Origin of the sequence: Streptomyces sp. NPDC014801 (assembly GCF_043082085.1) — a bacterium.
Classification (GTDB): domain Bacteria; phylum Actinomycetota; class Actinomycetes; order Streptomycetales; family Streptomycetaceae; genus Streptomyces.
The window spans coordinates 60,184-84,287 of sequence record NZ_JBIBXG010000007.1; the positions used below are offsets into that span (position 1 = coordinate 60,184).

General features: G+C 72.5%; 26 protein-coding genes and 1 riboswitch. Of the genes, 13 read left to right on the plus strand and 13 right to left on the minus strand.

Annotated elements, in window-relative coordinates:
- Positions 1–93 precede the first annotated feature (93 nt).
- From sdhC to ACF1AL_RS17810, 4 genes are read left to right on the plus strand one after another with little or no spacing between them, the layout of a single operon-like run.
- Entirely contained in the window at positions 94–474 is a 381-nt protein-coding gene (gene sdhC / locus ACF1AL_RS17795; protein WP_366837990.1) for a succinate dehydrogenase, cytochrome b556 subunit, read from the plus strand.
- Positions 475–479: 5 nt separating this feature from the next.
- Positions 480–962: a succinate dehydrogenase hydrophobic membrane anchor subunit gene (locus tag ACF1AL_RS17800; protein ID WP_366837989.1), complete on the plus strand. Its 483-nt coding sequence runs from the start codon at positions 480–482 to the stop codon at positions 960–962.
- A 19-nt stretch (positions 963–981) separates the two neighbouring features.
- Positions 982–2,736 (plus strand): succinate dehydrogenase flavoprotein subunit, encoded by a 1,755-nt coding sequence (gene sdhA / locus ACF1AL_RS17805; RefSeq protein ID WP_366837988.1) that lies wholly within the window; start codon positions 982–984, stop codon positions 2,734–2,736.
- Entirely contained in the window at positions 2,736–3,497 is a 762-nt protein-coding gene (locus ACF1AL_RS17810) for a succinate dehydrogenase iron-sulfur subunit (RefSeq protein WP_366837987.1), read from the plus strand. The genes sdhA and ACF1AL_RS17810 overlap by 1 nt, the downstream gene beginning before the upstream one ends.
- Positions 3,498–3,779: 282 nt before the next feature.
- Here the strand turns inward: ACF1AL_RS17810 and ACF1AL_RS17815 are convergent, their stop codons facing one another.
- The 3 genes from ACF1AL_RS17815 to ACF1AL_RS17825 all read right to left on the minus strand — a co-directional run bounded on the left by ACF1AL_RS17815 (position 3,780) and on the right by ACF1AL_RS17825 (position 5,264).
- Complete coding sequence (locus ACF1AL_RS17815) at positions 3,780–4,043, minus strand: TM2 domain-containing protein (protein ID WP_366837986.1); 264 nt, start codon at positions 4,041–4,043, stop codon at positions 3,780–3,782.
- Positions 4,044–4,267: 224 nt separating this feature from the next.
- Positions 4,268–4,642, minus strand: a complete 375-nt coding sequence (locus tag ACF1AL_RS17820; protein ID WP_391821113.1) for a DUF2752 domain-containing protein — start codon at positions 4,640–4,642, stop codon at positions 4,268–4,270.
- A 166-nt stretch (positions 4,643–4,808) separates the two neighbouring features.
- A complete protein-coding gene (locus ACF1AL_RS17825; RefSeq protein ID WP_366837985.1) occupies positions 4,809–5,264 on the minus strand; it encodes a TM2 domain-containing protein in 456 nt (151 codons plus the stop codon).
- Between the two features lie 200 nt (positions 5,265–5,464).
- Here ACF1AL_RS17825 and ACF1AL_RS17830 point away from each other — a divergent pair, with 200 nt between their 5' ends.
- The 4 genes from ACF1AL_RS17830 to ACF1AL_RS17845 all read left to right on the plus strand — a co-directional run bounded on the left by ACF1AL_RS17830 (position 5,465) and on the right by ACF1AL_RS17845 (position 7,646).
- Positions 5,465–5,875, plus strand: a complete 411-nt coding sequence (locus ACF1AL_RS17830; protein ID WP_386584327.1) for a VOC family protein — start codon at positions 5,465–5,467, stop codon at positions 5,873–5,875.
- A 120-nt stretch (positions 5,876–5,995) separates the two neighbouring features.
- Positions 5,996–6,403 carry a hypothetical protein gene (locus ACF1AL_RS17835; RefSeq protein WP_391703879.1) on the plus strand — a complete coding sequence of 136 codons (408 nt, stop codon included), beginning with the start codon at positions 5,996–5,998 and terminating at the stop codon, positions 6,401–6,403.
- Entirely contained in the window at positions 6,400–6,882 is a 483-nt protein-coding gene (locus tag ACF1AL_RS17840; protein WP_391826446.1) for a thiol-disulfide oxidoreductase DCC family protein, read from the plus strand. Before ACF1AL_RS17835 ends, ACF1AL_RS17840 begins: the two co-directional genes overlap by 4 nt.
- Positions 6,883–6,893: 11 nt before the next feature.
- Positions 6,894–7,646: a TetR/AcrR family transcriptional regulator gene (locus ACF1AL_RS17845; RefSeq protein ID WP_391826449.1), complete on the plus strand. Its 753-nt coding sequence runs from the start codon at positions 6,894–6,896 to the stop codon at positions 7,644–7,646.
- Positions 7,647–7,739: 93 nt separating this feature from the next.
- On the opposite strand, the gene ACF1AL_RS17850 is transcribed toward ACF1AL_RS17845, so the two are convergent.
- The 3 genes from ACF1AL_RS17850 to ACF1AL_RS17860 form a co-directional block, all read right to left on the minus strand.
- On the minus strand, positions 7,740–9,281 hold the full coding sequence (locus tag ACF1AL_RS17850) for an ABC transporter substrate-binding protein (RefSeq protein ID WP_391826451.1): 1,542 nt from the start codon (positions 9,279–9,281) through the stop codon (positions 7,740–7,742).
- A 169-nt stretch (positions 9,282–9,450) separates the two neighbouring features.
- Complete coding sequence (locus ACF1AL_RS17855; protein ID WP_391703891.1) at positions 9,451–10,701, minus strand: metallophosphoesterase; 1,251 nt, start codon at positions 10,699–10,701, stop codon at positions 9,451–9,453.
- A 30-nt stretch (positions 10,702–10,731) separates the two neighbouring features.
- The gene (locus ACF1AL_RS17860; protein ID WP_366837977.1) at positions 10,732–10,971 is read right to left on the minus strand and encodes an SCO4848 family membrane protein; all 240 of its coding nucleotides are present in this window, start codon (positions 10,969–10,971) and stop codon (positions 10,732–10,734) included.
- A 91-nt stretch (positions 10,972–11,062) separates the two neighbouring features.
- On the opposite strand from ACF1AL_RS17860, the gene ACF1AL_RS17865 reads away from it, so the two are divergent.
- Positions 11,063–12,337, plus strand: coding sequence for a D-alanyl-D-alanine carboxypeptidase family protein (locus ACF1AL_RS17865; protein ID WP_386419642.1), 1,275 nt, complete (start codon positions 11,063–11,065; stop codon positions 12,335–12,337).
- On the opposite strand, the gene ACF1AL_RS17870 is transcribed toward ACF1AL_RS17865, so the two are convergent.
- On the minus strand, positions 12,303–13,196 hold the full coding sequence (locus tag ACF1AL_RS17870; protein ID WP_391703894.1) for a YihY/virulence factor BrkB family protein: 894 nt from the start codon (positions 13,194–13,196) through the stop codon (positions 12,303–12,305). The genes ACF1AL_RS17865 and ACF1AL_RS17870 overlap by 35 nt on opposite strands.
- 137 nt (positions 13,197–13,333) lie before the next feature.
- On the opposite strand from ACF1AL_RS17870, the gene ACF1AL_RS17875 reads away from it, so the two are divergent.
- Positions 13,334–14,689 carry an FAD-binding protein gene (locus ACF1AL_RS17875; protein ID WP_391703897.1) on the plus strand — a complete coding sequence of 452 codons (1,356 nt, stop codon included), beginning with the start codon at positions 13,334–13,336 and terminating at the stop codon, positions 14,687–14,689.
- Between the two features lie 66 nt (positions 14,690–14,755).
- A complete protein-coding gene (locus ACF1AL_RS17880; RefSeq protein WP_391703899.1) occupies positions 14,756–15,511 on the plus strand; it encodes a decaprenylphospho-beta-D-erythro-pentofuranosid-2-ulose 2-reductase in 756 nt (251 codons plus the stop codon).
- 31 nt (positions 15,512–15,542) lie between these two features.
- Here ACF1AL_RS17880 and ACF1AL_RS17885 read toward each other — a convergent pair whose 3' ends face one another.
- Positions 15,543–16,115 carry a 2'-5' RNA ligase family protein gene (locus ACF1AL_RS17885; RefSeq protein WP_366837972.1) on the minus strand — a complete coding sequence of 191 codons (573 nt, stop codon included), beginning with the start codon at positions 16,113–16,115 and terminating at the stop codon, positions 15,543–15,545.
- Between the two features lie 160 nt (positions 16,116–16,275).
- Positions 16,276–17,289 carry a tryptophan--tRNA ligase gene (gene trpS / locus ACF1AL_RS17890; RefSeq protein WP_366837970.1) on the minus strand — a complete coding sequence of 338 codons (1,014 nt, stop codon included), beginning with the start codon at positions 17,287–17,289 and terminating at the stop codon, positions 16,276–16,278.
- A gap of 256 nt (positions 17,290–17,545) precedes the next feature.
- Between trpS and ACF1AL_RS17895 the strand changes: the two genes are divergently transcribed.
- Positions 17,546–18,178, plus strand: a complete 633-nt coding sequence (locus ACF1AL_RS17895; RefSeq protein WP_391826453.1) for a hypothetical protein — start codon at positions 17,546–17,548, stop codon at positions 18,176–18,178.
- Between the two features lie 7 nt (positions 18,179–18,185).
- Here ACF1AL_RS17895 and ACF1AL_RS17900 read toward each other — a convergent pair whose 3' ends face one another.
- The 3 genes from ACF1AL_RS17900 to ACF1AL_RS17910 form a co-directional block, all read right to left on the minus strand.
- Positions 18,186–19,634: a glycine hydroxymethyltransferase gene (locus tag ACF1AL_RS17900; RefSeq protein ID WP_366837968.1), complete on the minus strand. Its 1,449-nt coding sequence runs from the start codon at positions 19,632–19,634 to the stop codon at positions 18,186–18,188.
- A gap of 32 nt (positions 19,635–19,666) precedes the next feature.
- Positions 19,667–19,755: riboswitch (ZMP/ZTP riboswitch) on the minus strand.
- A gap of 77 nt (positions 19,756–19,832) precedes the next feature.
- Positions 19,833–21,017: a glutathionylspermidine synthase family protein gene (locus tag ACF1AL_RS17905; protein WP_386915102.1), complete on the minus strand. Its 1,185-nt coding sequence runs from the start codon at positions 21,015–21,017 to the stop codon at positions 19,833–19,835.
- 49 nt (positions 21,018–21,066) lie between these two features.
- Entirely contained in the window at positions 21,067–21,417 is a 351-nt protein-coding gene (locus ACF1AL_RS17910; protein ID WP_366837966.1) for a hypothetical protein, read from the minus strand.
- 138 nt (positions 21,418–21,555) lie between these two features.
- Between ACF1AL_RS17910 and ACF1AL_RS17915 the strand changes: the two genes are divergently transcribed.
- Positions 21,556–22,389: a DMT family transporter gene (locus tag ACF1AL_RS17915; RefSeq protein WP_391660146.1), complete on the plus strand. Its 834-nt coding sequence runs from the start codon at positions 21,556–21,558 to the stop codon at positions 22,387–22,389.
- 319 nt (positions 22,390–22,708) lie between these two features.
- Here ACF1AL_RS17915 and ACF1AL_RS17920 read toward each other — a convergent pair whose 3' ends face one another.
- Entirely contained in the window at positions 22,709–24,094 is a 1,386-nt protein-coding gene (locus tag ACF1AL_RS17920) for a PLP-dependent aminotransferase family protein (RefSeq protein WP_391826455.1), read from the minus strand.
- Between the last annotated feature and the right edge of the window lie 10 nt (positions 24,095–24,104).

A 24,104-nucleotide genomic window follows, 5' to 3' on the forward strand; every position in this document is an offset into this window, starting at 1 on the left:
TACGATGCTGGGGGCCGGTGGACCGTACCCGGCCGGGCCCGACCGACACCGAAGCCGGCGCGGCCCCAACCCCCGCTCCCGGAGGAAATTTCCGTGCCGGCTGGAACGCTGTACCGCGGCCGGGAAGGAATGTGGTCCTGGGTGGCTCATCGAGTCACCGGCGTCCTCATTTTCTTCTTCCTGTTCGTTCACGTGCTGGACACCGCTCTCGTGCGTGTCTCCCCCGAGGACTACGACAAGGTCGTAGCCACCTACAAGACGCCGATCGTCGCCTGCCTTGAGTACGGCCTCGTCGCCGCCATCCTCTTCCACGCGCTCAACGGCCTCCGCGTCATCGCCGTCGACTTCTGGTCCAAGGGCCCGCGCTACCAGAAGCAGATGCTCTGGACCGTCGTGGGCATCTGGGTCGTGCTGATGCTCGGGGCGATCTACCCCGTCCTCGGCCACGCCGCTCGTGTTCTGTTCGGGAGCTGACGCGCATGTCCACCACTGAAACCACTGCTTCCGGTATCGGCCCGGTCGAGGGCGGCGACGTCTACTCCGTCGACAACCCGGCGCCGTTCATCGAGGCCCCGCGCAAGCGCACCAAGAAGACCCCGAAGTCGACCCGGGGCAACTTCGAGATGGCGGCCTGGCTCTTCATGCGCCTGTCCGGCGTCGTGCTGGTCGTCCTGGTCATCGGCCACCTGCTGATCCAGCTCGTGCTGGACGGCGGCGTGTCCAAGATCGGCTTCGCCTTCGTGGCCGGCCGCTGGGCGTCGCCGTTCTGGCAGGTCTGGGACCTGCTGATGCTGTGGCTGGCGATGCTGCACGGCGCGAACGGCCTGCGCACGGTCATCAACGACTACGCGGAGCGCGCGAACACCCGCCTGTGGCTCAAGGGCCTGCTCTACACCGCCACGGTGTTCACCATCCTGCTGGGCACGCTGGTGATCTTCACCTTCGACCCGAACATCCGCTAGGCACGGGGCTGCGAGAATCATGAAGATCCACAAGTACGACACCGTCATCGTCGGCGCCGGTGGCGCCGGTATGCGGGCCGCCATCGAGGCGACCAAGCGCAGCCGCACGGCCGTCCTGACGAAGCTCTACCCCACCCGCTCCCACACGGGCGCCGCGCAGGGCGGCATGGCCGCCGCGCTGGCCAACGTGGAGGAGGACAACTGGGAGTGGCACACCTTCGACACGGTCAAGGGCGGTGACTACCTGGTCGACCAGGACGCCGCCGAGATCCTGGCGAAGGAGGCCATCGACTCCGTCCTCGACCTGGAGAAGATGGGCCTGCCGTTCAACCGGACCCCGAACGGCACCATCGACCAGCGCCGCTTCGGCGGTCACTCCCGCAACCACGGCGAGGCGCCGGTCCGCCGCTCCTGCTACGCGGCCGACCGCACCGGCCACATGATCCTCCAGACGCTGTACCAGAACTGCGTCAAGGAGGGCGTGGAGTTCTTCAACGAGTTCTACGTCCTGGACCAGCTGATCACCGAGGTCGACGGCGTCAAGCGCTCGGCCGGCGTGGTGGCCTACGAGCTGGCCACCGGCGAGATCCACATCTTCCAGGCGAAGTCGGTCATCTACGCCTCCGGCGGCTGCGGCAAGTTCTTCAAGGTGACGTCGAACGCCCACACGCTGACCGGTGACGGCCAGGCGGCGGTCTACCGCCGGGGCATCCCGCTGGAGGACATGGAGTTCTTCCAGTTCCACCCGACCGGCATCTGGCGCATGGGCATCCTGCTCACCGAGGGTGCCCGCGGTGAGGGCGGCATCCTGCGCAACAAGGACGGCGAGCGCTTCATGGAGAAGTACGCGCCGGTCATGAAGGACCTCGCCTCCCGTGACGTCGTCTCGCGCTCCATCTACACGGAGATCCGCGAGGGCCGCGGCTGCGGTCCCGAGGGGGACCACGTCTACCTGGACCTCACCCACCTCCCGCCGGAGCAGCTCGACGCGAAGCTGCCCGACATCACGGAGTTCGCGCGCACCTACCTCGGCATCGAGCCCTACACGGACCCGATCCCGATCCAGCCCACGGCCCACTACGCGATGGGCGGCATCCCGACGAACGTCGAGGGTGAGGTCCTGGCGGACAACACCACCGTCGTCCCCGGCCTGTACGCCGCCGGCGAGGTCGCCTGCGTGTCCGTGCACGGCGCCAACCGCCTGGGCACCAACTCGCTGCTGGACATCAACGTCTTCGGCAAGCGGGCCGGCATCGCCGCCGCGGAGTACGCGCAGAAGGCGGACTTCGTCGAGCTGCCCGAGGCCCCCGAGTCCTTCGTGGTGGAGCAGATCGAGCGTCTGCGCAGCTCCACGGGCAGCGAGCGGGTCGCGGACCTGCGGCGCGAGCTGCAGGAGACCATGGACGCCAACGTCATGGTGTTCCGCACCGAGCAGACGATCAAGACGGCCGTCGAGAAGATCGCCGAGCTGCGCGAGCGCTACAAGAACGTGGCGATCCAGGACAAGGGCAAACGGTTCAACACCGACCTGCTGGAGGCCATCGAGCTGGGCAACCTGCTCGACCTGGCCGAGGTCATGGCCGTCTCGGCGCTGGCCCGCAAGGAGTCCCGCGGCGGTCACTACCGCGAGGACTACCCCAACCGCGACGACGTCAACTTCATGCGCCACACCATGGCGTACCGCGAGGTCGGCGCCGACGGGACCGAGTCCATCCGTCTCGACTACAAGCCGGTCGTCCAGACCCGCTACCAGCCGATGGAGCGTAAGTACTGATGGCTACCCCTGTTCTGGACAAGGTCGAGGCGGAGTCCGCGGCCTCCCCCTACATCACCGTCACCTTCCGGATCCGCCGGTTCAACCCGGAGGTCTCGGCGGAGGCGACCTGGGAAGACTTCCAGCTGGAGATCGACCCCAAGGAGCGCGTCCTCGACGGTCTCCACAAGATCAAGTGGGACCTGGACGGCACGCTGACCTTCCGCCGCTCCTGCGCCCACGGCATCTGCGGCTCCGACGCGATGCGGATCAACGGCAAGAACCGCCTCGCGTGCAAGACGCTGATCAAGGACATCAACCCGGAGAAGCCGATCACGGTCGAGCCCATCAAGGGCCTGACGGTCCTGAAGGACCTCGTGGTCGACATGGAGCCGTTCTTCCAGGCGTACCGCGACGTGATGCCCTTCCTCATCACGAAGGACACCAACGAGCCGACGCGTGAGCGTCTGCAGTCCGCCGAGGACCGCGAGCGCTTCGACGACACCACCAAGTGCATCCTGTGCGCCGCGTGCACGTCGTCCTGCCCGGTCTTCTGGAACGACGGCCAGTACTTCGGCCCGGCCGCCATCGTCAACGCGCACCGCTTCATCTTCGACTCGCGCGACGAGGCCGGCGAGCAGCGTCTGGAGATCCTGAACGACAAGGACGGCGTCTGGCGCTGCCGCACGACGTTCAACTGCACGGACGCCTGCCCCCGAGGCATCGAGGTCACGAAGGCGATCCAGGAGGTCAAGAGGGCGCTGATCACGCGCCGCTACTGAGGCCGTCCCGGCACCTCGCCCCTGGGCCCCGTCTCCCCTGCCAAGGGGGGAGCGGGGCCCTTGCCGTGCCGGCCGGCACAGCGGCTCGCACCGCGTCCGCCGGCCGTGCGGAGGCGTTTCAGAGGCCCGCGATCCACATGGTGACGTCGTAGGCGAGGTCGGCAACGCCCCGCCCGCTCTCGACGCGGGGCGAACACCACGGCCTCCTCCCTCCTGGGCACCCCGACGCCGACGGGCCCCGGCCTCCGGGGAGGGCGGGGCCCGTCGGTGTTGCGCCGGGGGTCAGCCGCGGAGGACTCGGCCGTGGCTGTCCGTGCGGTCGTTGCTGGTGAAGAAGATGATCGCGTCGATCAGGGCCCAGAAGCCGAGGCCGCCGCAGGTGAGCAGCTGGGCGATGGCCACGCCGGTGGAGCCGACGTAGAAGCGGCCGGCGCCGAAGCCGCCGAGGAACAGCTGCAGGACGCCGGCGACGACCTTGGACTTGTCGGAGTAGGGGCGGCCCTGGGGGTCGACGCCGAAGGGGGCCTCGGGGGTGGGGACGGACATGCGTGCTGCTCCTGGGATGTGAAAGGGAGGAACGGTGACGTTCCGGAGTGATCCAGGCGGGAGCACGCGACACCTGTACGGCGGCAGCCCGATGCGCTCATCCCCCCTGCGGATCATGGAGCCTAGAGGGGCGGTGGTCCCTCGCGGGAGGTCTGGGGAGGGATCGTGTCGATTCCGTAATGCGTTGGTCAACTCGCCTGGTCAGCGGCACTGCTGAGAGCGGCTCAGGTGAGGTTGCGAGTCACCGTCCAGGCCACCGCCAGCAGCAGGACGAGCGCCTGGGCCCGCGCCGAGAGGGTGGGCCGCCAGCGCCTGCCGCGGACGCCCTCCACGGCCCAGCGCGCCAGCAGGCCCAGCGCGAGGGGCGAGGCCAGCAGGAGCGCCCGGTTGTCCAGCCAGGCGGCGGTGAGGTGACCGTGCATCAGGTCGTACACCATGCGGGTGCCGCCGCAGGCCGGGCACAGCAGCCCTGTCAGGAGACGGAACGGGCAGCGGGGCAGCAGGTGCCCCGGCTCGTGCGGATCGGTGCCGTAGAGGTACGCCGCGCCCGCCGCGCCCGCGGCGAACACCGCGAGCGGGGCCACCACCGGGTGCCGCAGGGCGGTGTGGAGGGCCGTGCGGGGGGCCGTGCGGGGGGCTGCGCGGAGGTCGGCGCGCCGGGGCGCCGGGGCGGCGCCGCGCGAGGGCTCGGCGCCGCGCGAGGGGCCGGCCTCGCAGGACACGGCCCGCGCCGTGCCGGCCTCGCGGGACGCCGCCCGCGACGTGTCAGCCTCGCAGGACGCGGCCATGCTGGTCCGTCGTGGTGTTGCTGGTCAGCAGGATGATCCCGTCGATCAGGGCCCAGATGCCGAAGCCGCCGCAGGTGAACAGCTGGGCGAGGCCGATGCCGACGTCGCCGATGTAGAAGCGGCCGACGCCGAAGGTGCCGAGGAAGAGCTGGAGCACGCCCGCGACGATCTTCGACTTCTCGGAGTACGGCCGCCCGTAGGGGTCGTAGCCGTACGGCGCGTGGGGGTCGCCGGTGTACGTGCCGGGCGGCACGGGCCCCGGGGGGTAGCCGCCACCCGGCGGATAACCGCCCTGCGGGTAACCGCCCTGGGGGTAGCCGCCCTGCGGGTGGCCGCCGGGCGGGTAGGCGTACCCCGGCTGCTGGTAGGGGCCGGCGTTCGGGTAGCCGTACCCGGGCGGCTGATTCGGCGGCTGCTGCGACTGGTCGCTCAAGGTGTGTGTGCTCCTGGGATCCGATTCCGCCGCGCTCGGGGTGCGAGATAGCCATGATCGCGGACGAGTCGTCGCCATCTTGCCCGAAGGGGGCCGCGGCGGAGAAGCCCACCGCGTCCACCGGCACCCACCGCCCCCTGCCGCGCGACGACGTGCCGCCAATCACCGGCTACGGGCGGACATGCACCTATTCTGACGGTATGTCAGATGACGAGTCGTACGAACTGCTCGGGTTCGACAACGTACTGCTGCCCGTCGGCGATCTCGGTGAGGCCGTGGGGTTCTACGAGCGGGCCGGATTCGCCGTCGGGTTCCGGCTCGACGAGGCCGGGATCGCGCTGCTGCGGGTGGGCGCCGAGACGCCGGGGATCCTGCTGCGGCAGGAGGACGCGCTCGGGTACCGGTCGCCCGCCTGGCCCGCCTCCCGCGTGTGGGTGGAGGTCCCCGACGCCCGGCTCGCCGCCCGGCGCCTCGCCGCGGCCGGGATCGCACCCCTGGAGGAGCCGTTCGCCGTGGCCACCGGATGGACCGTCGAGATCGCCGACCCCTGGGGCAACGTCGTCGGGTTCACGGACTACTCCAAGCGGCCCGAACTGGGGCGCCGCACCTGATCCGCGCCGCATCCGCGACCGCCGGAGCCGGCCGGCCGCCCACTCTTCTTGAACGCGTTCAAAAACAGGACTACAGTCCATGACGTCAGCGTTTTGAACGCGTTCAAGAAGGGGTGGGGCATGGACCGCACCGTCATCGCCTACGTCATCTACCTGGTCGTCAGCATCGCGCTGACGATCTGGGTGGCCCGGACGCTCAGCCGCAACGGCCGGGTGTTCCTGGCCGACGTCCTGCACGGCAACGACAAGCTCGCCGACGCCGTCAACCGCCTGCTGGTCGTCGGCTTCTACCTGGTGAACCTCGGCTTCGTCGCCCTCTACCTCAGCGGCGACCAGTCCATCGAGGACACCCGCGGCATCTTCGAGGCCCTGTCCACCAAGCTCGGCGTGGTGCTGCTGGTCCTCGGCGTGATGCACCTCGGCAACGTGTACGTGCTCAACCGGATCCGCCGGCGCGGGGTGATGGAGCGCGAGCAGGTGCCGCCCGTCCCGCCGCAGGGCTGGGTGGCGCCGGGCACCGGGGCGTGAACGACGTGACCGCCGGGAAAGGCGCCGTGCGCGGGCTCACCGTCCTCTACGACGCCGAGTGCGGCCTGTGCGCCTTCCTGCGGGACTGGCTCGTCCGGCAGCCGCAGCTGGTGCCGCTGGAGCTGGTCCCCGCCGGGTCGGTCGAGGCCCGGCGGCGCTTCCCAGGCCTCGACCACCGGGCCACCCTGGAGGAGGTCACCGTCGTCGGCGACGGAGGCCAGGTCTACCGGGACGCCGCCGCCTGGATCGTCGTCCTGTGGGCCCTGCGCGAGCACCGGCCCCTCGCCCACCGGCTGAGCACCCCGGCGGGCGCGCGCCTGGCCCGGGGCGCGGTGCTCGCGGCCGCGAAGTGGCGGGGCCGGCCGCAGGGGTGGGGCGGGCGGGTGTACCGCCGGGGCGACGGCTGGTCGTACGCGCCCGGGAGCGGCTGGACGTACAACCCACCCGGCTGTGACGACGGCGCCTGCGCCACTGACTAGGCTCTGGTGTCGTGCCCGCCAAGAACGACAGCCCGCATGAGGGCCCCGCGACCCCGAAGTCCGAGAAGTCGGAGCAGACCCGCGCGCTGATCCTGGAGACGGCGATGCGGCTGTTCCAGGAGCGGGGCTACGACAAGACCACCATGCGGGCCATCGCCCAGGAGGCCGGTGTCTCCGTCGGCAACGCCTACTACTACTTCGCCGGCAAGGAGCACCTGATCCAGGGCTTCTACGACCGGATCGCCGCCGAGCACCAGGCGGCGGTCCGCGATGTGCTGGCGCGGGAGACCGACTTCGAGGCGCGGCTCGCGGGTGTGCTGAAGACCTGGCTGGACGTGGCGGCGCCGTACCACGAGTTCGCGGTGCAGTTCTTCAAGAACGCCGCCGACCCGGACAGCCCGCTCAGCCCCTTCTCGCAGGAGTCGGAGCACGCGCGCGAGGAGGCGATCAGCGTGCACCGGGCGGTGCTGGCGGGCTCGGTGAAGACCAAGGTGCCCGAGGAACTGCGGGACGCCCTGCCCGAGTTGATGTGGCTCGCGCAGATGGGGCTGGTGCTGTACTGGATCTTCGACCGCACCCCGGGGCGCGAGCGCAGCTACCGGCTCGCCGAGCGCGGCGCGCGGATCACCGCGCGCGGTGTGTCGCTGGCCCGGTTCCGGGTGCTGCGGCCGCTGGTGCGCGAGGTGCACGAGCTGTTCACGGACTTCCTGCCCGGGATGACGAAGGTGCTGCCGGCGCCGGGCGGGAAGGACCGGGACCGCTGAGCGCGTCCCGGCCCCGGGCCGGGCGGTCTCGGTCCCGCCGACGGTCACGGCCCCCGGCCGGGCGGTCTCAGCCCCGGTCCCGGGTAAGCGGTCTCAGATCCAGGTCAGCTGCCACAGCCGGAACACGCCGTTTCCGTCCGACAGGTACTGGCCGCCGCTGACGTCGACGTTCGTGACGACGTACTCCTTGCTCTGCCACAGCGGGATCACCGGGACGTCCTCGGCGATACGGCCCTGCAGGCGGCGGAAGTCCGTGGCGGAGCGGCCGCGGTCGGCGTACTGCTGCGAGGAGCGGATGTAGGTGTCGACCGTCTTGTCGCTGTAGCCGGTGTTCATCGTGGCGTCGGTGGCGACGAGCGGGCCGGTGAAGGTGTCCGGGTCCGGGTAGTCGGCGACCCAGCCGACCGCGTACGCGTCCAGCTTGCCGGTCGCCCAGCGCTTCTGGAAGTCGGTCCACTCGTAGCCCTTGACGTCGACCTTGAACAGGCCGCTCGCCTCCAGCTGCCGCTTGAGCTCGTTCGCCTCCTGCTCGGCGGCGCCGCTGCCGATGCCGTAGCCGTAGGTGAAGCGGACCGGCAGGCTCACCCCGGCCTCGGCGAGCAGGGCGCGCGCCTTGGCCGCGTCCTGCTTGGGGTAGGTGTCGAAGAAGGACGTGGTGTGGCCGATGATGCCGGTCGGGATCAGCGAGTACAGCGGCTCGACCGTGCCGTCGTAGACGTCCCCGGCGAGCTGCTCGCGGTTGACCAGCCAGGCGATGGCGCGGCGCACGCGCGCGTCGTGCAGCGGGGAGCCCTTGTGGGTGTTGAAGTACAGGTTGCGGGTCTCGGAGCTGTCGGCCTCGAAGACGCGCTGCCCGGGGTCGCTGGCGTTGAGGCCGGCGAGCACGGTGGGCGGCAGCTGCCGGGTGGCGACGTCGACCTGCTTGGCCTTCCAGGCGCCGTTCAGGGCCGTCGGGTCCTTGTAGTAGCGCAGCTCGATGGGCGTGCCGGTGTTCTTGATGGCGCCGTGGTAGCGGGAGTTGGGCTTCAGGACGGCCTTGGCGCCCTTGGTGTACGAGGCCAGCTCGTACGGCCCGGTGCCGTCGGCGCTCGTGTCCTGGCGCAGGGCGTCGGCCGGGTAGCGCTCGGCGTCGACGATGGCGCCGGCGCCGGTGGCCACCTTGAACGGGAACGTGGCGTCGGGCGAGGACAGGTGGAAGGTGACCGTGCGGTCCCGGGCGTCGACCGAGGCGAGCGTGGACAGCAGGGCTGCCGGGCCGACGTCGGAGTTGATCTTCTTGATCCGGTCGAAGGAGTACTTCACGTCCTGGGCGGTCACCGCGCGGCCGCTGGGGAAGGCGAGGTCGTCCCGCAGTTCGCAGCGGTAGGTGCGCAGGCTCCCGGCGACGAAGGAGCAGTTCTTCGCCGCGTCCGGCACGGGCTGGGTGCCGCCGGGTTCGAAGGTGAGCAGCGACTGGAAGACGTTGCTGAACAGCGCCCAGGAACCGGCGTCGTAGGCGCCCGCCGGGTCGAGCGAGGTGATGGTGTCGGTCGTGCCGACCACGATGGTCTTGTTCTTGTTTCCCTGTGACGGCAGCAGCTGCCATCCGACCACTCCGGCGGTGGCCAGGACGAGTACGGCCGCCAGAATGCGCATGCGAAGTGATCGCATGGTGGTGTTGCCCTCCCACGGGCCCGTCGCGGGCCCCCCTGTGCAGTGCCACTCCCCCAAGTGGCGGCCACTCCCCTATTAGTGGCGCGCGGCTCAATTAATCACAGGAGTTTCATGCGGGGGAAGAGGATTTGGTTGATTCGTGAAGGTTCGCTCAGGCCTGCCGTGAGGCCAGTTCCACGATCGTGATGTCCGAGGGGGCGCCCACCCGGGTCGGCGGGCCCCAGGCGCCGGCGCCGCGGCTGACGTAGAGCTGGGTGTCGCCGTAGCGTTCCAGGCCGGCCACGGTCGGGTTGGCGGCGGCCGCGAGGAGGTTGCCGGGCCAGAGCTGGCCGCCGTGGGTGTGGCCGGAGAGCTGGAGGTCGACGCCGTGCCGGACGGCCTCGTGGATCTGCACCGGCTGGTGGGCGAGCAGCACGCACGCGCGCGTGGTGTCCCGGTCGCCGAGGGCGCGGGTGAAGTCGGGGCCGTGTCCCTCGCTCTCGCCCTGCACGTCGTTGACGCCGGCGAGGTCGAACCAGGGCATCTCGGTGCGGGCGTTCTCCAGCGGGCGCAGGCCGAGCCGGCGGACCTCCTCCACCCACTGCTCGGCGCCGGAGAAGTACTCGTGGTTGCCGGTGACGAAGTACGCGCCGTGCCGGGCCCGCAGCCCGGCGAGCGGGGCGGCGGCGGGGCCGAGGTCCTTGACGCTGCCGTCGACGAGGTCGCCGACGACGGCGATCAGGTCGGGCTGGGTGGCGTTGATCGTGTCGACGACCTTCTGCGCGAAGCCGCGGCCCAGGACCGGCCCGAGGTGGATGTCGCTGACCACGGCGATGCGGTAACCGTGCGCGGCGCGCGGCAGCTTGGCGAGCGGCACCGTGACGTGCTTCACCCGCGGGCCGCGCAGGACGCCGTAGGTGCCGTATCCGACGGTGCCGACGGCCGTGGCGGCGGCCGCCGAGGCGACGAGGCGGGAGACGACCAGGCGGCGCGAGGGCGCGGCGACGGGCGTCGCCCCGTGCGGCCGCGGCGCCTCGGGGGCCCGCGGCGGGCCGCCCGCGGGCACCGGCTCCGGGTGGGGTACGGCCGTCTCGGCGGGCCGGCGCCGGCGCGGCAGCCGCAGGAGCAGCGGCCGCAGCAGCTCGCCGGCGAGGACGGCCAGCAGCAGGTAGACCGACAGGGCCAGCCACAGGAAGCCGGGCCAGGCCAGCACCCGCTGCAGCCAGAACGGGGCGCCGGTGCGTTCGGCGACGAGCGCGCCGACGGCGAGGGCCCAGCCGCCCGCGATCAGGGCCGCGCCCAGGCGGCGGGTGCGGCCGGGGCCCGTGGTCGGGTCGCGGAACAGGCGCCGCCACACATACCAGTTGGCCGCCACGACGACGGCCAGCACGAGCAGCGCCACGAGCGCGAAGACGACGATCACCGTGCCCCTCCCCCGTTTCCCGTGGTCGGACTATGACGTGCGGCGCAGTGCGCGCACTCCGCGCAACCCGATGACCCCGATGACCGTCCCCCATACGAAGGAAACGATCGCGAGCAGCAGGTGCACCCAGAAGTACGCCGTCGGACGGCCGTCGTCGAAGGCGAGCCCGCTGCCGTCCTTGATGAGATTTTTGACGAAAGTGACCCAGATGACCCAGCTCCACACCCCGAAGGCGAGCAGGAACCAGGAGACCGGGCGGCTGAGCTTCATACCCTCAGTATCGCGGTCGCGTGTCCGGTTCCATGCGCGGGGTGGGGGGCGGGGCGGGACTTCGGCGGGCGCGGGAGGTACGTTCTGCGTCGTGCCCGCACCCCGTAGGACCGGCAGGCGATCGCTGCTGGTCACCTCCGCGACTCTGTTGTCTCTCGCGCTGACCGCGCCGGCGGCCCTCGCCGCCCCCAAGCCCTCCCCGTCGGCCAGTCCGTCGGTCACGCCCCCGGCGTCCATGTCCACGGTGGGCGGGGCGCGGCTCGGGCTGCCGGGGACCCAGGTGAATCTGGCCACCGGGGTGCCGGTGCTGCCCAAGGACGTCACCGCGCGGTCCTGGATCGTCGCCGACGCCGAGTCCGGCGAGGTGCTCGCCGCGCACAACCCGCACTGGCGGCTGGCGCCGGCGAGCACGATGAAGATGCTGTTCGCGGACACGGTGCTGCCGAAGTTCCCCGCCTCCACGCAGCACAAGGTGGTGCCGAACGACCTGCTCGGCGTGGGCTCCGGCTCCAGCATGGTGGGGATAAAGGAGAACGAGACCTACACGGTGCACGACCTGTGGCTCGGGGTGTTCCTGCGCTCCGGCAACGACGCGGTGCACGTGCTGTCGTCGATGAACGGCGGCGTGGACGCCACCGTGAAGGAGATGAACGAGCACGCCGAGGAACTCCAGGCGCTCGACACGCACGTGGTCACCCCGGACGGCTACGACGCCCCCGGGCAGGTGTCCTCGGCGTACGACCTGACGCTGTTCGCCCGCTCCGGGCTGCAGAAGAAGGACTTCCGCGAGTACTGCTCCACGGTGAAGGCGCAGTTCCCCGGCCAGACCGAGAAGGACAAGTCGGGCAAAACCGTCCGTAAGTCCTTCGAGATCCAGAACACCAACCGGCTGCTGAGCGGCACCGACCACGATGTGCCCGTCTACCAGGGCATCGCGGGCGTGAAGAACGGCAACACCACCAACGCGGGTGCCACCTTCACCGGCGTCGCCGAGCGCGGCGGGCATGTGCTGCTCGTCACCGTGATGCACCCCGAGAAGAGCGAGCACAACGAGGTCTACAAGGAGACCGCACGGCTGCTGGACTGGGGTTTCCAGGCGGCCGGGAAGGTGCGGCCGGTGGGTGAGCTGGTCGCGCCGAAGAGCGTGGCCGCCACCGCCCAGCCCGGGGCGGCGGCCTCGTCCGGGCAGGGCGCCGAGTCCACCTCGGGCGGACCCGCGGCCGGCAAGGCGGCGGCGAGCGCCCCGACCGCGAGCGGCTCCGGCGGCATGGGTGTCGCGCTCGGCATCGCCGGCGGTGTGCTGGTGCTGCTCGGCGGCGGCGCGTTCCTCGTCAACCGGCGGTGGCCGGTGGGGCGTCGACGCTGACGCCCTCCTCCTCCTTGCTGCGCGTCGCCGTCCAGGCGGCGCAGTACAGCACCAGCTTCGACGTGAAGTTGATCCACAGCAGCAGGGCGACGGGGACACCGAACGCGCCGTACATGCTCTTCGCGGCGATCCCCTGGATGTAGCCGCTCAGCAGCAGCTTGAGCAGTTCGAAACCGACCGCGCCGAGCAGGGCGGCGACCAGCAGCCGGCGGCGCGGCGGTTCGACACCGGGCAGCAGGGTGAGCACGTACAGCAGCACCAGGAAGTCGGCGAGGGCGGCGACGGCGAACGCGGCGACGCGCAGCAGGACGCTGCCCCAGCCGTGTTCGTCGAGGCCGGCCTGGCGGGAGATCCAGCCGACCGCGGCCGAGGCGATCGTGGACGCGGCGAAGGTGAGCAGCAGCGCGCCGCCGAGGCCGAGCAGGATCCCGGCGTCCTTCGCCTTGTTCAGCAGCGGGTTCTCGGTGCTGTCCGGCAACTCCCACACCGCGCGCAGGCAGTCCCGCACCTGGCCGACCCAGCCGATGCCGGTGAGCAGCAGGACCGCGCCGGCGATGAGGCCGACGGTGCCGGCGTTGTCCACCAGGCCCTGGATGTCGAGCTGGTCGGAGATGCCGGGGACCTGGTCGGCGATCTTGTCCTCCAGGGTCTTCTGCTGACCGGTGCTCAGGGTGGCGGCGGCGATCGCGGCGCCGACGGTGAGCAGCGGGAAGAGCGCGACGAAGCTGACGAACGTCATCGCGGCCGCCAGCCGCGTCCACTTCACGCGGTCCAGCCGCTCGTAGGACCGCCACGCGTGCGTGAGCATCAGGCGCGCGAGCAGCGGTCCGACGACGGGGAGTCGGGTCAGCCAGTCCATGCTCGTGATCTCCCCTGGTCACGGGCCGCCCAAGCACCACCGCCGATACCGTGTCGTTGTCCCACTAATCACCCGTTCTGTGCAGAGTCGGAATGTTAGTAAACTAACGGCGCATTTCGTGTCGATAGCGTCTTTTCATGGCAACCGACACCGTGCCCGTCACCGGGTGGGGCCGCACCGCCCCCACCGCCGCCCGGCTGATCCGCCCCCGCGACTACGCGGAGGCCGTGGCCGCCGTCCGGGAGTGCGGAGCCCGCGGCGGCATCGCCCGCGGGCTCGGCCGGGCCTACGGGGACGCCGCGCAGAACGCCGGCGGCTGCGTGCTCGACATGACCGCGCTCGACCGCGTCCACGTCGTCGACGCCGACGACGGCACCGCGCTGGTCGACGCCGGGGTCTCGCTGCACCGGCTGATGGAGGTGCTGCTGCCGCTCGGCTGGTTCGTCCCGGTGGTGCCGGGCACCCGCCAGGTCACCGTCGGCGGCGCGATCGGCGCCGACGTGCACGGCGGCGACCACCCCGTCGCAGGCTCCTTCTCCCGCCATGTGCTGTCCTTCGAACTGCTCACCGCCGACGGCTCCATCCACACCGTGCCCCGCGGCACCCCGCTGTTCGACGCGACCACCGGCGGACTCGGCCTGACCGGCGTGATCCTCACCGCCACGCTCCGGCTCCAGCCGGTCGAGACGTCCCTGCTGACCGTCGGCTCCGAACGCGCCCGCGACCTCGACGACCTGATGGGCCGCCTGGCCGCCGCCGCCCGCCGCCACCGCCACGCGACCGCCCGCCTCGACCTGCTCGCCCGCGGCGCGGCCACCGGCCGGGGCGTGATCACCCACGCCGACCACACGCCCCGCGACGCCCTGCGCGAGGGCACCCGCGCCTGGCACGCACCGCTCGCCTTCCGCCCCCGCCGCCTGCCCGCCCCGCCGGCCCTGCTGCCCACCGGGCTGCTCGGCCGCACCACCGCCGCGCTGGCCGGCGAACTCCGCCACCGCCGGGCCGCCCGCGCGCGCAGCGGCGAACTGCGGCCGCTGACCGGCTGGTTCCACCCCCTGGACGGCATGCCCCACTGGAACCGCCTGTACGGCCGCGCCGGCGTCGTGCAGTACCAGTGCGTCGTCGGCTACGGCGAGGAGGACGCCCTGCGCCGCATCGTGGGCCGCCTGTCCGCGCACCGCTGCCCCTCCTTCCCGGCCGTCCTCAAACGCTTCGGGGACGCCGACCCCGGCTGGCTGTCCTTCCCCACGCCCGGCTGGAGCCTCGCCCTCGACCTGCCGGCGCGGCTGCCCGGACTCGCCGGCCTCCTCGACGCGCTGGACGAGGAGGTCGCCGCGGCCGGCGGACGCGTCTGCCTCGCCAAGGACTCCCGGCTGCGGCCCGACCTGCTCACCGCCATGTACCCGCGCCTGGCCGACTTCCACCGGCTGCGCGCGGACCTCGACCCGCGCGGGGTGTTCGTCTCCGACCTGGCCCGCCGGCTCGGGCTCTGAAGCCCGGCGTCCCGCCCGCCACGACCTCGTCCACCGCCCTCTGTACGACCTCTCCAGGAGCCGCTCGTGAAGGACGCCTTCGGTCTTCCCCAGTCCCTGCTCGTCCTCGGCGGGACGTCCGAGATCGCGCTGGCCACCGCGCGCCGGCTGATCGCGCGCCGCACCCGCACGGTGTGGCTGGCCGGGCGGCCCTCCCCCGGCCTGGAACGGTCCGCCGAGAGCCTGCGCGCGCTCGGCGCCGACGTGCGCACCGTCGCCTTCGACGCGCTCGACCCCGAGGCCCACGAGACGGTCCTCGGCAAGGTGTTCGCGGAGGGCGACATCGACCTGGTGCTGCTCGCCTTCGGGGTGGCCGGCGACCAGGCGCGCGACGAGCGCGAGCCGTCCTGCGCGGTACGGGTCGCGCAGACCAACTACACCGGGGCCCTCTCCGCGGGCCTGGTCAGCGCCCGCGCGCTGCAGACCCAGGGGCACGGCTCGCTCGTCGTGCTGTCCTCCGTCGCCGGTGAGCGGGCCCGCCGCTCCGACTTCATCTACGGCTCCAGCAAGGCCGGGCTGGACGCCTTCGCGCAGGGCCTCGGCGACGCGCTGCACGGCACCGGCGTGCACGTCATGGTCGTACGGCCCGGCCCGGTGCGTACGCGCACGGTGGGTGAGCGGGATCAGACGCCGTTCGCGACGACGCCGGAGGCGGTCGCCGCCGCCGTCGAACTCGGCCTGCGCCGCCGCTCGGAGACGGTGTGGGTGCCGGGCACGCTGCGGCTGGTGATGGCGGCGCTGCGGCACCTGCCGCGTGGGGTGTTCCGGCGCCTGCCGCTCTAGCGGCGTCGCCGGGCGGTGCGGTCGCCTCGCTCTAGCGCAGGGAGCCCTGTTCCACGCTGCCGGCCTGCGGGGGGACCACCGCGCCGCCGAAGGCGTACTCGCGCAGCTTGCGCCACACGCCGTCGGCGCCCTGCTCGTACAGGGCGAAGCCGGTGCAGGACCAGTCGGCCTCGTAGTCGGCGAGATCGGCGTAGGCGCGGTCCATGGCGGCGTCGTCGATGCCGTGCGCCACCGTGACGTGCGGGTGGTACGGGAACTGCAGCTCCCGCGCGACGGGGCCGGAGGCGTCGCGGACCTGCTGCTGGAGCCGGGTGCACTCCTCGGCGCCCGCGACGACCTTGACGTACACCACCGGGGACAGCGGCCGGAACGTGCCGGTGCCGTGCAGGCGCATCGGGAACGGGCGGCCGGCGGCGGCGACGCGGGTGAGGTGCGCCTCCACGGCCGGCAGGGCGCCCTCGTCGACCTCGGTCGGCGGCAGCAGCGTGACGTGCGTGGGGATACCGTGGGCCGCGGCGTCACCGAAGCCCGCACGCAGCTGTTGGAGCAGGCTGCCGTGAGGCTCCGGGACCGCGATCGACACGCCGATCGTTACGGTCCCCACGTCGTCTCCTGTCGTCGTGTCGCCCCGGCGGGTCCGGGGCAGGGGTGGCTGCCGCGGCAGCCTCGGCTATCGACTTTACGGCTGCCGCCGTCGTGGTGGGCGGGTGCGGATGTGTGCTCTACGGCTCACCGCGTACGGTGAGCCGCCGTGCCGTTTCCGCTCAGTGCTTGGCCGGCAGGAAGCCGACCTTGTCGTAGGCCTGCGCCAGGGTCTCCGCGGCCACGGCGCGCGCCTTCTCCGCGCCCTTGGCCAGGATCGAGTCCAGCGTCTCCGGGTCGTCCAGGTAGCTCTGGGTGCGCTCGCGGAACGGCGTCACGAACTCGACCATCACCTCGGCGAGGTCCGTCTTGAGCGCGCCGTAGCCCTTGCCGTCGTACTTCTCCTCCAGCTCGGTGATACCCGTCCCGGTGAGGGTCGAATAGATGGAGAGGAGGTTGCTGACGCCCGGCTTGTTCTCCCGGTCGAAGCGGATGACGGTGTCGGTGTCGGTGACCGCGCTCTTGACCTTCTTCGCGGTGGCCTTCGGCTCGTCGAGGAGGTTGATGAGGCCCTTCGGCGTCGACGCCGACTTGCTCATCTTGATCGACGGGTCCTGAAGGTCGTAGATCTTCGCCGTCTCCTTGAGGATGTACGGCTTCGGCACGGTGAAGGTCTCGCCGAACCGGCCGTTGAAGCGCTCGGCGAGGTCGCGGGTCAGCTCGATGTGCTGGCGCTGGTCCTCGCCGACCGGGACCTCGTGGGCCTGGTAGAGCAGGATGTCGGCCACCTGGAGGATCGGGTACGTGAACAGGCCGACGCTCGCGCGGTCGGCGCCCTGCTTGGCGGACTTGTCCTTGAACTGCGTCATGCGGCCGGCCTCGCCGAAGCCGGTGAGGCAGTTCATGACCCAGGCGAGCTGGGCGTGCTCGGGGACGTGGCTCTGCACGAAGAGGGTGCAGCGGTCCGGGTCCAGGCCGGCGGCGAGGAGCTGGGCGGCGGCGAGGCGCGTGTTGGCGCGCAGGTCCTTCGGGTCCTGCGGGACCGTGATCGCGTGCAGGTCCACGACCATGTAGAACGCGTCGTGGGACTCCTGGAGGGCCACCCACTGGCGCACGGCGCCGAGGTAGTTGCCGAGGTGGAACGAGCCGGCGGTGGGCTGGATGCCGGACAGCACGCGGGGTCGATCAGAGGCCATGCGCCCATTCTCGCAGAGCGCGGACCCCGAACAGGAACAGCCCGGAAACAGACCCGACCCGATCTTTCTCCGGGACGGTAACAGGGGGTGTCGCTGGTGGTTCGTCTGCGGGTGACCCCGCACCGCCGGGCCGCGCACCCCACGGCGGTCACGGCAGCCCCGGGTGCCGTGCGCTCCGGGGCAACCCGTCCCACGGCGTTCCCCGAGCGGGTGATGGTCGCGCAGACTGGGCGGGGCGAACAAGGGAGGGGCCGCGATGAGGGGATCGTGGGGTGTGGGGGCGGCGCTGCTCGTGCTGGGGGTCGCGGCGCCCGCCGGGGCCGTGACCGAGGAGCCCGACGTGGCCGTCGTCGTCACGGACGGTGGCCGCACCGAGGCCTGGCATGCCGGGGAGAAGGTGTTCGACGGGCTCCGCGAGCTGCTGGAGCCCGAGCGCACCGGTACCGAGCCGGTACCGCAGGACTGGACGCGCGGGCGGTACCCCACGGCGCGGTTCACCGTGCTGTGGGGGCTGACCGGCGTCGGGGGCTGGCCGCAGACCCGGCGCGCCCCCGGCGGCGACGTGGCGATGCTGCGCCAGGACCAGCTGTTCCTCGCCGAGGACGGCACCCCCTGGGTGCGCACCGACCCGGCGCCGGACCTGACGGACGACGACATCCGCTGGCACCGGGCGCCCCGCCGGGTGTACGACCGGCTGGCGGGCGACGGCTTCCCCTTGCTCGAGGGCACGCCGGCCGGCGAGGACGGGGGCGGTGTGCGGGAGCGCGTGGCGTGGGCGGCCGCGGGGGTCGCCGCCGGGGTCGCCGGCACGCTGCTGGTACGCCGCGCGGCGGCCCGGCACCGTGCCGGACCGCCGCGTGAGCCGCGTCAGGAGCTGATCGACCTGTGAGCGCGGGTCAGCCCAGGTCGATCTCCGGGTAGAGCGGGAAGCCGGCCACGAGGTCGGTGGCGCGGCGGGAGATCTCGTCGGAGATCTTCTCGTCGAGGACGTGCGCCGCCTTGGAGGGCGCGCCCGACTTGGTGGTGCCGGGCTCGGCGGCCGTCAGCACGCGGTCGATCAGGCCGGCCACCTCGTCCATCTCGGCGGTGCCGAGGCCGCGGGTGGTGAGCGCCGGGGTGCCGACGCGGATGCCGGAGGTGTACCAGGCGCCGTTCGGGTCGGCCGGGATCGCGTTGCGGTTGGTGACGATGCCGGAGTCGAGCAGCGCCTGCTCGGCCTGGCGGCCGGTGAGGCCGTAGGAGGTGGCGACGTCGATCAGGTTGAGGTGGTTGTCGGTGCCGCCGGTGACCAGCGTGGCGCCGCGCCGCATGAGGCCCTCGGCGAGCGCGCGGGAGTTGTCGACGATGCGCTGGGCGTAGTCGCGGAAGGACTCCTGCCGGGCCTCGGCCAGCGCGACCGCCTTCGCGGCCATGACGTGCGGGAGCGGGCCGCCGAGGACCATCGGGCAGCCGCGGTCGACCTGGTCCTTGAGGGAGTCGTCGCACAGCACCATGCCGCCGCGCGGGCCGCGCAGCGACTTGTGGGTGGTGGTGGTGACGATCTGGGCGTGCGGGACCGGGTCGAAGTCGCCGGTGAGGACCTTGCCCGCGACGAGGCCGGCGAAGTGCGCCATGTCGACCATCAGCGTCGCGCCGACCTCGTCGGCGATCTCGCGCATGATCCGGAAGTTCACCAGGCGCGGGTACGCGGAGTAGCCGGCGACGATGATCAGCGGCTTGAACTCGCGGGCCTGGGCGCGCAGCGCGTCGTAGTCGATGAGGCCGGTGGCCGGGTCGGTGCCGTAGGAGCGCTGGTCGAACATCTTGCCGGAGATGTTCGGGCGGAAGCCGTGGGTGAGGTGGCCGCCGGCGTCCAGGGACATGCCGAGCATGCGCTGGTTGCCGAAGGCCTGGCGCAGCTCGGCCCAGTCGGCGTCGGTGAGGTCGTTGATCTGGCGGACGCCGGTCTTCTGCAGGAAGGGCGCCTCGACGCGGTCGGCGAGGACGGCCCAGAAGGCGACGAGGTTGGCGTCGATGCCGGAGTGCGGCTGGACGTAGGCGTGGCGGGCGCCGAAGAGTTCGCGGGCGTGCTCGGCGGCGAGGGACTCGACGGTGTCGACGTTGCGGCAGCCGGCGTAGAAGCGGCGGCCGACGGTGCCCTCGGCGTACTTGTCGCTGAACCAGTTGCCCATCGCCAGCAGGGTGGCCGGGGAGGCGTAGTTCTCGGAGGCGATCAGCTTGAGCATCTCGCGCTGGTCGTGCACCTCCTGGCCGATGGCGTCGGCGACGCGGGGCTCGACGGCACGGATCACGTCGAGGGCGGCTCGGAAGGCGGTGGACTCGGTGGACAGCGGCTCGGCTGACATGGGGACCTCCGGACGTCGGCGTTCAGCGTTCACGGTACGGCCCAGGCGCACGGCACTGTGTCGGACGGGGCCGCTCCCCGATGGTCCATCCCATCCCAGCGCGCCAGTCACGGCCCACGGTCAGCCTACCGGGCGGGCCGGACGGCCGGGCGGGGCCGTCCACCATGCGGGCCGGCCCCACGGCGCTGGAGAAGTCCCCTAGAGGATCACGTGCGGCAGGAAGCGGGCGTACTCGTCGGTGATCAGGCCGGACGACTCGCGGATGCCGAGGCCGGCCGCCTCGTCCTCGACGACCCAGGTGCCCAGGACGACGTGGTTGCCGTCGAAGGCGGGCAGCGGGGCGAGCTGCTGGTAGCAGCAGGGTTCGTCGCGCGGGCCGGGCGCGCTGCCCGCCTCGTGGACGGTCACGCCGTCGCCCTCGCGGCCGAGGAGCGGCTTGGCGACCCAGCCGGGGCCGTCGGCCAGCTCGCGGGGGCCGTCGAGGTAGGCGGGCAGCAGGTTGGGGTGGCCGGGGTACAGCTCCCACAGGATCGCCAGCAGCGCCTTGTTGCTCAGCAGCATCTTCCAGGCGGGCTCGATCCACAGGGTGGAGCCGGTGCCGCCGCCGTTGTCGAGGGTGTCGAGGACGTGGTCGGCGAACCGGTCGGTCGTCAGCCACTCCCAGGGGTAGAGCTTGAAGCAGCTGCGGATGAAGCGGAGCCGGTTGTCGACGAAGCGGCCGGAGAGCGGGTCCCAGCCGATCTCCTCCATGGAGATCCAGTCGGTGTCCAGGCCGGCCTGCTCGGCGGTCTCCTTGAGGTAGGCGACCGTCATCAGGTCCTCGCCGAGCTCGTCGTCGGAGGAGTGCGCGAAGTACAGCGGGCTGCCGGGCGGCAGCAGCTTCGCCTGGTGGCGCCAGGCGGCGACCAGCCGTTCGTGCAGGGAGTTCCACTGGTCGGCGCCGGGGAAGCGGTCCTCCATCCAGAACCACTGCGGGGACGCGGCCTCCACCAGGGAGGTCGGCGTGTCGGCGTTGTACTCCAGCAGCTTGGCGGGGCCGGTGCCGTCGTAGCGCAGGTCGAACCGGCCGTAGACGGAGGGCAGTTCGGCGCGGCGGTGCCAGGCCTCGGTGACGGCGCCAGCGACGCGCGGGTCGGTGATGCCGAGGTCGGCGAGGCGGCCGGTGGCGACGATGTGCCCGGCGGCGGCCAGGCACATGCGGTGCAGTTCCTCGACGGTCTCCTCCAGCGCCTCGACCTCCTCCAGCGAGAAGACGTAGTAGGCGCTCTCGTCCCAGTACGGGCGCAGGGAGTCGTCGGGGTAGCGGGTGAGCGGGTAGATCAGGCCCTGTGCCTCGACGGTCTGCTGCCAGCCGGGGCGGGGTGCGACGGTACGGCGTTCCATGCGTGGTGGGGTCCTCGCGTCCTTGGCTTCTCGGTTCCCGGTGTCCCGCTCAGCCGCCGCCGCTGCCCTTGCCGCCGCCGAAGCCGCCGCGGTCGACGCCGTCGCCGTGGCTGCCGCCGGAACCGCCCGAACCGCCGCCGCCCTTGCGGGGCTTGGTGAAGGAGCCGCCGTCGACCCAGCCGTTCTTCTTCTTGCCGCCGTAGTACCAGGCGCCGGTGCCCGTGCCGGACTTGCAGTTCTTGTCGGAGACGACCTTGTAGCCCTTGGAGAGGTTGTAGCTGCCGCGGTCCACGCAGCGCTTGTCCGGGTCCGAGGAGCAGGCGGTCAGGGCGGCGGCGAGCAGTCCCATGCCGCCGAGGACCACCGTGCCGGAGCGCAGTTGTCGCCGTGTGTCGGCCATCGTTCCCCCGTGGTGTGCGGTTGTTCCCCGTCGAAAGGGTGTCCGGTTCTCGTCGTTCAGCCTAGAGATCGGTGTGAGCGGCCGTACAGGGACCCCTGCCCGGGAACGCTCGCCTACAGTCGCTTCGTGCTCTTCGGAATGGTGTGCGCGCTCGGCGCGGCGGTCTGCTTCGGTACGGCGACGGTGTTGCAGGCGATCGCGGCGCGGGCGGCCGCCGCTCCGGGCCGCGGTGGGGACGCCGCGCTGCTGCTGCGGGCCCTGCGGCAGTGGCGTTATCTGGCGGGCCTGGCGCTGGACGGGCTGGGCTTCCTGCTGCAGATCGCCGCACTGCGCTCGGTGCCGATCTACGCCGTCGGGGCGGCGCTCGCCGCGTCGCTCGCCGTGACGGCGGTGGCCGCGTCGCGGCTGCTGCGGACGCGGCTGAGCGGCGTGGAGTGGGCGGCGGTGGGCGTGGTGTGCGCGGGCCTGGCGATGCTGGGGCTGGCCTCCGGCACGGAGGGCGAGGAGAGCGGTCCGGCGGGGCTGGACTGGGCGATGCTCGCGACGGCCGCGGGCGTGCTGCTGTTGGGCGCGCTGGCCGGGCGGCTGACCGGGCGGGCGCGGGCGCTGCTGCTGGGGCTCGGCGCGGGCTTCGGCTTCGGGGTGGTGGAGGTCTCCGTCCGCCTGATCGACTCCCTGGACCCCTACGACCTGCTGCGCGACCCGGCGGCGTACGCCCTGCTGCTCGGCGGCGGTGCCGCGTTCCTGCTGCTGACGTCGGCCCTGCAACGGGGCTCGGTGACGACGAGCACGGCCGGCATGGTGATCGGCGAGACGGTCGGCCCGGCCCTCATCGGCGTGGTGTGGCTCGGCGACCGCACCCGGGAGGGCCTGGCCTGGCTGGCCGTCCTCGGCTTCGCGGTGGCGGTGGCCGGAGCCCTGGCCCTGGCCCGCTTCGGCGAGGCCCCGGAGCCGGCGACCGGGGAGGCGTGAGGCCGACGACCACGGGCCCGGAGCGAGCCGGGCGCGCCTGCGGTCACGGCACGGCCCCGAACGGGCAGCCGCCGCTGCGGTCGCGGCGCCGCCGCCCTGCCGAGGGCGGTCACGACAGGACGTCGCGCCCTGGACGGCGGCCGTACGCCCGACCCCCGGCACGGCGGTCACGACCCGCCGAGGCAGCCGTGCCGGGGGCGCGGCGGCCGTGCCGGGGCGCGGCGGCCCCACCCGGGCAGCCACGGCTCGCCCGGGCACGGCCCGGAACGGGCGGCCACCCCTGCGGTCGCGGCGCCGCCCGTTCCGGCGTCCGTGCCGGTCACGGCAAGGCGCGGCACAGGGCTTCCAGGGTGGTCGGCCAGGTGTGGTCGGAGGGGGTGCCGTAGCCGACGACCAGAGCGTCGACGGGGGTGGTCGTGGTGTGGGGGTGGCGGTAGTGGGCGAGGCCGGTGACGGCCAGGTTCTGCCAGGCGGCGGCCTGGACCACGGCCTGTTCCGTGCCGGGCGGCAGGCGCAGCACCGCGTGCAGGCCGGCCGCGATGCCGGTGACGTGGACATGGGGTGCGCGGGCGGCGAGCGCGGTGACGAGGGCGTCGCGGCGGCGCCGGTAGCGCAGCCGGGCGGCGCGGACGTGGCGGTCGTAGGCGCCGGAGGTGAGGAACTCGGCCAGGGTGAGCTGGTCGAGGACGCCGACGGAGCGGGCGCCGCCATGGTCCAGGACCTCCGGGACCAGGGACTCCGGGAGCACCATCCAGCCCAGCCGGAGTCCGGGCGCCAGGGACTTGCTGGCGGTGCCGAGGTAGACGACGTGGTCGGGGTCGAGGTCCTGCAGCGCGCCGACGGGCTGGCGGTCGTAGCGGAACTCGCCGTCGTAGTCGTCCTCCAGGATCAGCCCGCCGGTGCGGCGCGCCCACTCCACGACGGCGGCCCGCCGTCCGGGCGGCAGCGCGCCGCCGAGCGGGAACTGGTGGGTGGGGTTCAGCAGGACCGCGCCGCCCTCGCCGAGGGCGTCGACGCGGGGCCCGTGCTCGTCGTGCGGCAACGGCTCGGTGGCCAGGCCGGTGCGGTGCACGAGGTCCCAGTGCGCGTCCAGGCCGTACGACTCGACGGCGAGGGTGCGCAGGCCGCGCGCGTGCAGGACCTCGGCGAGGAGTTTCAGGCCGCGGGCGAAGCCGTTGCAGACGACGATGCGGTCCGGGTCGGCGCGCACGCCGCGGGCGCGGGCGAGGTAGCCGGCGAGCGCGGTGCGCAGTTCGGCGCGGCCGCGCGGGTCGCCGTAGCCGAGGACGTCGTTCGGGGCGGCGGCAAGTGCGCGGCGGGCGGCCTTGAGCCACTCGGCGCGCGGGAAGGAGGCGAGGTCGGGCACGCCCGGCAGGAGGCTGTGGGCGGGCCGGCCGGGGGCGCGGCGCGCGGGCGCCGGGCGCTGCGGCGGCTGGGGCACCGCGCCCTCGGCGACCCGGGTGCCGGAGCCCTGCCGGGCGGTGAGCCAGCCCTCGGCGACCAGGTCGGCGTAGGCGTCGGCGACGGTGTTGCGGGCGATGCCGAGGTCGGCGGCCAGCGAGCGGGAGGACGGCAGCCGGGTGCCGGGGGCGAGGCGTCCGCTGCGCACCGCCTCGCGCAGCGCGTCGGTCAGTCCGCGGCGCACGCCCGGGCCGGAGGGTTCCAGGTGCAGGTCGACGCCGAAAGTGGCCCAGGGTTTCGCCATGGGAATGGAC